The sequence below is a fragment of the Inquilinus sp. YAF38 genome, from assembly GCF_052113205.1.
GTDB lineage: Bacteria > Pseudomonadota > Alphaproteobacteria > DSM-16000 > Inquilinaceae > Inquilinus.
Window position 1 is genome coordinate 18,033 of record NZ_JBFRCU010000096.1, and the last position, 8,986, is coordinate 27,018.

Consider the following 8,986-nt stretch of genomic DNA (forward strand, 5'->3'; position numbering starts at 1 on the left):
CAAGGGGCAGCTGGGGCGACGGGCGGGGGAGCCGGTCGCCTCATTTCCCGGGCCTGGATCAGCCTTCTCTGGCCGGCCGGGCGGCGGCGCCGCGCCGCCGCAGCAGGATCGGGCGCAGGCGCTCCATTTCGGCCGCCAGACGCCGCAGATGAGCCTGGCCGTTGCGGGCGAGATCCGGCCCGCTGATCCCCTGCCAGTCCTGGCAGAGGTCCGACAGGCCGCGTGCACCGATATTCGCGGTGGCGCTGCGCAGGGCATGGGCATTCGCCCGGAACAGCACGGCGTCTCCCTTCTGCACCGAGATCCTCATATCCTCGGCAACCGTCTCGATATCCGCCAGGAAATCATCGATCAGCTCGACCAGGAAATCGTTGCCGCCGAGGGCTTCCAGGCGGTCGATGACGCGCATGTCGACCGCGGCCGGGCCGGCCTGCGGCAGGGCCATGACGTTGTCCGGCAGCGGTTGCGGCGGCGTTGCCGGGACATGTCCCTCCAGGACGTCGTCGATCGCGGCGAACAGTTGCTCGGGTTCGATCGGCTTGGTCAGGCAGGCGTCCATGCCGGCCTCGGTGCAGCGCGCCGCGACGCCGGGCGTGGCATCGGCGGTCAGGGCAATGATCGGGAGATGCGGCCGGTCCAGCGCGGTGAAGCGGTACAGCTTGGTGGCTTCGATGCCGTTCATCACCGGCATGTTGATGTCCATCAGGACCAGGTCGAAGGTCGCCGCGTCGAGTGCGTCGAGCGCCTCCTCGCCATTGCCGACCAGTTGGACCTGATGGCCGGCCCGCACCAGCATCTCCCGCAGGACCTTCTGGTTGATACGGTTGTCGTCCGCGACCAGGACGGACAGGTTGCGCTGCGCCAGGGCAGGGCGGCGGGCTGCCGCGGCCTTCGGCTTGCCATGCGAGCGCCCGGCCTGTGCGATGCGCAGGGCGATGCCGATGGTCCGGGCATCCGCATCGGCGGGGATGGTGGTGGCGAAGACCTCCGTCAGGTCTCGCGGCACGACTTCGCCGGCGACCGTGCCGGCCAGCAGGATCGGGCGGACGGCCGGTGCCGAACGCAGCGCGGCGAGGACTGACGCCCGCCGGCTCGGATCGCTCGGCACGGCACCGCCGTCGATGACCAGGACCGCGGCCGTGTCGGCGGAGCGCAGGGGTTGCCAAGCCAGCATCGCGTCGATTGTGCCGAAGGTCTCGACCGTGCCGGCGACCGGTGTGAGCAGCGGCATCAGCCGCCCGATCAGCGTCGCGTCCGGGGCGATCACGCCGAGGATGGGGATCGGCTCGGCGGCAGGCTGCTCCTCGGCATCGGTGGGGCGGTCGAACTCCAGCGTGAACCAGAAGGTGCTGCCGACGCCGGGGGTGCTGTCGACCCCGATCTCGCCGCCGAGCAGGGTGACCAGCCGCTTGCAGATGGCGAGGCCCAGCCCGGTGCCGCCGAACCGGTCCATGATCGAGGCGTCGGCCTGGCGGAAACTCTCGAAGATGTGGCCGGACGCCTCCGGCGCGATGCCGATGCCGGTGTCCGAGATCTCGAAGCGCAGCCGCGGCCGCTCGCCAGGCTCCGTCTCGGGCCGGACCGAGACCACCACGCTGCCGGCCTCGGTGAACTTGACGGCGTTGCCGAGCAGGTTGAGCACGACCTCGCGGAGATGCCGCTCGCTGCCCCGCAGCCGCAGCGGCACGCGATGGTCGATGTAGATGCCGAGGTGCAGGCCCTTGGCTTTCGCCTCGGTCAGGATCATCGCCCGCATCTCCGCCAGCACCGACGGCAGGTCGAAATCGGCGGCCTGCACCGTCATCTGCCCGGCTTCGATGCGGGAGAAATCCAGGATATCGTTGATCAGCGCCAGCAGCTGCTTGCCGGCCGAGACGACGGTCTGCGTCATCTCCTGCTGCGACGGGTTCAGCTTGGTGTCGTGCAGCAGCGATCCCATGCCGATGATGGCGGTCAGCGGCGTCCGCAGCTCGTGGCTGACGCTGGCCAGGAACATGCTCTTCGCCTGGCTCGCCTCCTCGGCCTGCTGCTTGGCCCGGGACAGCTTGCGGATCAGGGTGGCGGCATAGGCCGGCAGCAGCACCATGCCGCCGAGCAGGCCGGCCGACAGGGCGCCATGCGCGCGCCAGAACTCGGTCGTCGCCACCACCGCGCCGAACGAGGCCAGGCCGGCGCCGGTGGCCAGCGCGAGGAAGGCGATGCCGAAGCGGAAGCCGTTGCCGAAGATGACCCACAGATAGATCGGGAACAGGATCGTGGTGGCCTCGCCGCCGATCTGCATCTCCCAGAACATGGCGCCGAAATCGACCAGGATGGCGACGATCCGGCGCGGGCGGCAGATCGCCGGGTACACGGCGATATGGGTCAGGACGGCGACGTTGGCCGTGATGTAGCCGGCCAGGACGGCGACCGCTTCCAGATCGTAATGCCCGGTCGCCAGCACGTAGATCAGGATGGCGACGGCGAAGACGATGCCGTTGAGCCGCATCTCATGCTCGCTGTCCGGACGGTTCCGGAAGCGCTGCAGGAGGCGCCGGATCGGGGATCTCGATCCCGCCTGCGATCTGCTGCCGGTCATCGGTCGCCACCCCGTCCGGGGCGGGCGCCGTCGGGCATGTCGTCGACCAGCTGCAGCAGCCGCTGCCCGGCCGACACCAGCCGTCGCGCCATCTCCCGCTGCACCGGGCTGAGCCTGGTGTCCTGCAGCACCGATCCGGTGCCGATGATGGCCGTCAGCGGCGTGCGCAGCTCATGGCTCATGCCGGCCAGCAGCAAGGCCTTCTCCCGGTTCTCCGCCTCGGCCTTCCGCCGATCCGTTGACAGCTTGCGGATCAGGCGCATGGCGCCGAGCGGCACCAGCAGCATGCCGACGAGCAGGCCGGCGGCCAAGGTGCCATGGGCGCTCCAGAACGGCGTCGTCGCCACCACGGCGCCGAACGAGACCAGGCCGGCCGCCGTCGCCAGGGCCAGGAAGGCCGGCCCGAACCGGAACCCGTTGCCCAGGATGACCCAGAAGAACAGCGGGACCAGGACGGCCGTGGTCTCGCCGCCGATCCGCATGACGCAGAACAGGGCGCCGAGATCGCTGACGACCGAGAAGATCCGGCGCGGGCGGCAGATGCCGGGATGCAGCAGGATGTGGCCGAGCACGGCGACGTTGATGACGAGGTAGACGGGCGGGACGGCGAGGATGCCGGGGTCGTCGCCGGCTGCCGCCAGCAGATAGACCAGGATGGCGGTGCCGAAGCCGAGGGCGTTGAACCGCATTTCATGTTCGCTGTCCGGGCGGGCCCGGAGGCGCTGCGCGATACGCGCGCCCAGGGATCTTGGCCCCACCTGCGGTTTGCTGTCGGTCATCTCCAAAACCACTCCAGCCCGGCGGCGCCGTCATGCCGACCGGGACCATCACCGAACACCGGATGGGATGACCAAAGACCTGCCGGCCGGCCTATCCCATGCGAACTCTCACCGCTGGTTGTTCGGCATCAACCTGAGGAAATGAAACCTCTGAACCTCGTCGCAGACCAGCATGCGGTTCCTCTCGAGCCGCCTGGGAGTTTCCTCCCCTTCGGCGGTCGCGTCTAGGGGCCAAGATCAGCGGCGGCCCGCACCATCGGCATCCGGCCGCGGATCGACGTCCCGACCGTTACGAAATCCGGCCGCCCGCCGGCCAGCGCCGCACGAAGTCTCGCAGCTGGTCGTCCGGCATCGGTCTGGCGAAATGAAATCCCTGGACCTCGTCGCAGCCCAGCTGGCGGATGGTCTCGAGCTGCTCGGAGGTTTCCACCCCTTCGGCGGTCACCTCCAGGCCCAGATCATGGCCGAGATTGGTGATCGCCCGCACGATCGCCGTATCCCCCGGGCTGGTCTCCAGGTTGCGGATGAAGCTGCGGTCGATCTTGAGGCGGTTGACCCGAAAGATCTTGAGATAGTTGAGCGAAGAGTAGCCGGTGCCGAAATCGTCGATGGCGAAGCGGATGCCGAGGTCGCGCAGCTCGGTGATCTTGCTCGCCGCCGATTCCGCGTTCTGGATCAGCACACCTTCGGTCAGCTCCAGCTCCAGCGCCGATGCGGCCAGGCCGGTGTCCTCCAGGGTCTGGCGGATCAGCTGGCTGATGTCCTGCTTGCGGAACTGCAGCGACGTCAAATTGACGCCGACGCGCAGCGACAGCCCGTCATGGGCCCAGGCGGCGCCCTGAGCGCAGGCTTCGCGCAGGGCCCAGGTGTTCATGGCGATGATCAGCCCGCTCTCCTCCGCCGCCGGCAGGAACTGCGCCGGCAGCAGCAGGCCGCGGGTCGGGTGCTGCCAGCGCATCAGCGCCTCGGCGCCGACGATCCGGCCGCTGTGCAGGTCGATCTGCGGCTGGTAATGCAGCACGAACTGGTCGGCCTCGACTGCGGCCCGCAGCTCCGCCTCCAGCACGACAGCGTCCTGGATGCCGACATTCAGCTCGGAAGCGAAGAAGCGGTACTCGCCCGGCCCGTCGGCCTTGGCCCGGTACATCGCCAGGTCGGCGTTGCGGAACAGCTGGTCCGGATCGTTCCCATCCTGCGGATGCAGGGTGATGCCGATGCTGGCGGTCAGCGACACGGTGCTGTCGCTGCGGATATGCGGCCGGGCGATCTCCTGCAGGATCAGCGCCGCCGTGGCGGCCGCGTCCTCGCTCCGCGCCGGCCCCAGCTGCAGCACCGCGAACTCGTCGCCGCCGAGCCGGGCGACGATGTCTCCCGGCCGCGCGGTCACGCTCAGCCGGCGCGCCACCTCCTGCAGGATCTGATCGCCGAAATGGTGGCCCAGCGCGTCGTTGATCGACTTGAAGCGGTCGAGATCCAGGAAATGCAGGGCGAAGGCGGCGTCGGCGTCCCGGGCCAGGATGCGGCGGATCCGGTTCAGCAGGTGCGTCCGGTTCGGCAGGTCGGTCAGCGCGTCGTGGTTGGCCAGATGGTGCAGATGCTCCTCGGCCAGCTTGCGGTCGGTGATGTCGAGCGCCGTGGTCAGGACGCTCTCGACCTGGTTGGTCGCGTCCCGCAGCGGCGCCTTGCTGGTCAGGAACACCTGCCGCACGCCGCTACGCTCGACCACCTCCTCATAGCTCGGCAGCGGCTCGCCGGAGGCGAAGACCAGCTGGTCCAGCTGCCGGCTGCGCTCGCCGCGCTCCGGCCCGAACACGGCGGCGACGTCCTCGCCGACCAGGGCGGCGGGGGTCGAGCCGCTGATCGCCGCCTGATAGGCGTTGACGAAGACGCAGCGGCCGTCGCGGTCGGCCGCGCTGATCATCGCCGGCACCGTGTCGATCACCTGGGCCAGCGCCTCGCGGCTGTTGCGCAGCGCCTCCTCCTGGCTGCGCCGGGTGCGCTCCAGCTCGCGCTCCAGCGTTGCGGCGCGGCGCTTGACCCGCTGCTGCTGCCGGCGCAGCCGCAGCAGGTTGCGGGCCCGGGTCATGAATTCGTGGTGGTCGACCGGGCTCTGCAGGAAGTCTGTGGCGCCGGCCTCCAGCGCCTGCAGCCGGAAGCTGCGGTCGTCATAGGCGGTGATGACGATCACCGGCACGTCGGCGACATGCGGGTTGCCGCGCATCCGGCGGGTGAACTCGGCGCCGTCCAGATTCGGCATCTTGTAGTCGGCGATCACCAGGTCGGGGGTGTGGCCGCCCAGCCAGTCCAGCGCCTCCAGCGGGTCGCCGAACGCCTGCACGGTCACCTGGCTCTCGAGCGAGGCTGCCAGCTTGGAGAAGATGTGCCGGTTGGTGGGCCGGTCATCCAAGATGACGACGAGCGACATTCGCGCTGGTGAACTCCCTGTCGCACCGGCCGCTGTGCTGTCCGGTGGTATGGCCAATGGCCACTATAGAAGGGCTTTTCGCCGCATTATGAGGGAATTCGTATGATTGCTATTCCGACAGGGTGGCGACCACCGGCGTGTGGTCCGAGGCTTTGTCGCGGCCCCGCGGCTCGCGGTCGATGATGCAGGCCTCGAGCCGGTCGGCGATCTCCGGGCTGGCCAGCAGGTGGTCGATGCGGATGCCATTGTCGGCCTGCCAGGCCTGGCCCTGATAGTCCCAGAAGCTGTAGCCGGTCGCGGTCGGGTTCAGCGCCCGCCACGAATCGGTCAGGCCCAGATGGGTCAGCGCCCGGAAGCGGCGCCGGGTCTCCAGCCGGAACAGCGCGTCGTCGACCCAGGCGGCCGGGTCGGCGGCGTCGCGCGCCTCGGGGATGACGTTGAAGTCGCCGCCCATGACGAAGGGCTGGCCGGCCGCCAGCAGGGTCCCGGCCCGGCGGTGCAGCCGGTCCATCCAGGCCAGCTTGTAGCCGTATTTCTCGGTGCCGGCGGGGTTGCCGTTCGGCAGGTACAGGCCGCAGACCCGGACGCCGCGCACCGTGCCCTCGACATAGCGGGCCTGGACGTCCTCGCCGTCGCCCTCCAGGCCGCTCATCGGATCCTCGATCGGATGCTTCGACAACAGGGCCACGCCGTTATAGCTCTTCTGGCCGTGGATCAGCAGCTTGTAGCCCAGCGCCTCGAACTCGAAGCGCGGGAACGCCTCGGTCTCGCATTTGATCTCCTGCAGCACGGCGACATCGGGGTCGGCGCTGCGCAGCCAGTCCAGCACGTTCGACAGCCGGGCCTTGACCGAATTGACGTTCCAGGTGGCGATGCGCATACCTCAGCGCTCCGCCCGGGAAACCGGCAGGCGATGGGGCAGGGTGGGGCGCATGGCTGGTCCTCCGGGGCTGGGCGGCCCTCCGACTCCGGCGGGCGTGGCCGGTCAGAGTGCGAAGGAAGTGCCGCAGCCGCAAGAGGAGCTGGCGTTCGGGTTCTTGACCTGGAAGGAGGCGCCGATCAACTCCTCGACATAATCGATCTCGGCGCCGGCCAGCAGATCGAGCGAGGTGTCGTCGACCACCACGGTGACGTCGTCGCGCCGGAAGGTCAGGTCGTCGCCATTGACCTTGTCGTCGAAGCTGAAGCCGTACTGGAAGCCGGAGCAGCCGCCGCCGGACACGGCAATGCGCAGCATCAGGGCGTCGTTGCTCTCGGCGCGGCGCAGCTCGGCGATCCGCCGGGCGGCGCTTTCGGTCAGGTTCAGGATGCGGCCATCGTCGGGCATGGCGTGTCCATAGGTCAAACGGGCGGTCGAAACCGGTCCCCTCCAATGTAGGGAGCCGCGAGGCATCTGCAAAGCGCCGCGGAAGATTGCCAGCCCCGCATGCGATGGCTAGCTTGCCTTCGATGACCGCAGCAGCCTACGCCACCGCCCCGGACCGCAGCCGCGGCCGGCTGCATGCCGAGCCGGACAGCGGCATGCGCTCGCCGTTCCAGCGCGACCGCGACCGCATCGTCCATTCCTCGGCGTTCCGCAAGCTGCAGTACAAGACCCAGGTCTTCATCTATCACGAGGGCGACTATTACCGGACCCGGCTGACCCACACGCTGGAGGTGGCGCAGATCGCCCGCACCATCTGCCGGGCGTTGGGCCTGGATGAGGATCTGGGCGAGGCGGTGGCCCTGGCGCATGACCTCGGCCACACCCCATTCGGTCATGCCGGGGAGGACGCGCTGCACGCGGCGATGGCAGGCCATGGCGGCTTCCATCACAACGACCAGACCCTGCGCATCCTGACGGCGCTGGAACAGCGCTACGCCGGCTTCGACGGGCTCAACCTGACCTGGGAGACGCTGGAGGGCGTGGTCAAGCACAACGGCCCGCTGCTGCCGCTGCCGCCCGGCGGGGCGCTGCCGGCGACGATCGACGCCTTCCGCGCCACCTGGGACCTCGACCTCGGCTCGCAGCCGGGGCCGGAGGCGCAGGTGGCGGCGCTGGCCGACGACATCGCCTACACCAACCACGATATCGACGACGCGGTCCGGGCCGGGCTGCTCGACCTCGACGCGCTGCGTGGCCTGCCGCTGGTCGGGCCGGTGCTGGCCGAGGTCGAGGCCCTGCATCCCGGCCTGCCGCGGCGCCGGCTGATCCATGAGACGGTGCGGCGGATGATCGACCAGATGGTCACCGACCTGCTGGCGGAATCGCGCCGCCGCCTGGCAGATTCGGCGCCGGAGTCGGTCGAGGCGATCCGCGCCGCGCCGGTGCCGGCGATCGCCTTCTCCGACGGCGTCGCGGCCGATCTCGCCGTGGTCCGCAGCTTCATGTTCCGCGAGGTCTACCGGCACTATCTGGTCAACCGCGAGACCAGCAAGGCGCGGCGGGTGGTGCGCGATCTGTTCGACCTGTTCACGGCCGAGCCCAACACCTTGCCGACCGACTGGCGCCGCCAGGCCGAGGCCGCTGGCCCGGCCGGGCTGGCGCGGCTGGTGGCCGACTATATCGCCGGCATGACCGACCGCTACGCCCTGCTCGAGCACCAGCGCCTGTTCGCCCTGGACCGGCCGGCGTGAGAAGGGCGGGGCTCTGTCAAAATGATTCATCATTGAATCAATTTCTTATCGCCCGTTTCTCCGATTCGCGTTACGATTCCGAATCAGTCGGGGGATAGTATGGTCGACACCGCCACTCAGCTGCGACTCGCACCGGACGGACAATGGGTGGAGGCGCCTTACGCGCTGCCCATGACTGCGCCCGCCGCGGTCCAGCTCAGGCCGGTGCAGGCCTCGCCGCCCTGGCGCATCATCGTCCCGGCCGGGGTGATCCTGGTCGTGATCCTGCTGTTCGCCGGCGTGCTGATCTCGACCTACACCTCCGGCGGCGCGGTAACGATGGAAGGCGGGGTGCCGATCATCCGCGCCGACCGCACCGAATTCCGCACCCGGCCGGAACAGCCGGGCGGCATCGACATTCCGAACCAGGACCGTCTCGTGCTGCAGGATCTCGGCCGCCGCCAGGCGCCGGTGAATGTGGCCACCGTGCTGCCGCCGCCGGAGCAGCCGATGCCGCGGCCGGTCCAGGCCGGCACCGACCAGCGCGGCTGGCGCCTGCCGCTGCCGGCCGCCGCGTCCGGCGCCGGGGTGGTGGAGATCCTGCTCGCG

6 protein-coding genes and 1 pseudogene are annotated in these 8,986 nt (G+C 69.5%); 2 read left to right on the forward strand and 5 right to left on the reverse strand.

The genetic code is table 11. From position 1 onward, the window contains the following. Positions 1–58 precede the first annotated feature (58 nt). From AB4Z01_RS30220 to erpA, 5 genes are all read right to left on the reverse strand, one after another. Positions 59–2,578: an ATP-binding protein gene (locus AB4Z01_RS30220; RefSeq protein WP_441699915.1), complete on the reverse strand. Its 2,520-nt coding sequence runs from the start codon at positions 2,576–2,578 to the stop codon at positions 59–61. Continuing rightward, complete coding sequence (locus tag AB4Z01_RS30225; protein WP_441699917.1) at positions 2,575–3,267, reverse strand: histidine kinase dimerization/phospho-acceptor domain-containing protein; 693 nt, start codon at positions 3,265–3,267, stop codon at positions 2,575–2,577. The genes AB4Z01_RS30220 and AB4Z01_RS30225 overlap by 4 nt, the downstream gene beginning before the upstream one ends. A 379-nt stretch (positions 3,268–3,646) precedes the next feature. Beyond that, positions 3,647–5,782: a GGDEF/EAL domain-containing response regulator gene (locus tag AB4Z01_RS30230; protein ID WP_441699919.1), complete on the reverse strand. Its 2,136-nt coding sequence runs from the start codon at positions 5,780–5,782 to the stop codon at positions 3,647–3,649. Positions 5,783–5,891: 109 nt separating this feature from the next. Further along, positions 5,892–6,662, reverse strand: coding sequence for an exodeoxyribonuclease III (xth, locus tag AB4Z01_RS30235; protein WP_441699920.1), 771 nt, complete (start codon positions 6,660–6,662; stop codon positions 5,892–5,894). A gap of 105 nt (positions 6,663–6,767) precedes the next feature. Further along, positions 6,768–7,109: an iron-sulfur cluster insertion protein ErpA gene (gene erpA / locus AB4Z01_RS30240; protein WP_429230017.1), complete on the reverse strand. Its 342-nt coding sequence runs from the start codon at positions 7,107–7,109 to the stop codon at positions 6,768–6,770. Between the two features lie 122 nt (positions 7,110–7,231). On the opposite strand from erpA, the gene AB4Z01_RS30245 reads away from it, so the two are divergent. Both AB4Z01_RS30245 and AB4Z01_RS30250 read left to right on the forward strand, forming a co-directional pair. Further along, positions 7,232–8,398 (forward strand): deoxyguanosinetriphosphate triphosphohydrolase, encoded by a 1,167-nt coding sequence (locus AB4Z01_RS30245; protein WP_441699922.1) that lies wholly within the window; start codon positions 7,232–7,234, stop codon positions 8,396–8,398. Between the two features lie 171 nt (positions 8,399–8,569). After that, positions 8,570–8,986: pseudogene (locus AB4Z01_RS30250) on the forward strand (hypothetical protein); the annotation flags it as partial.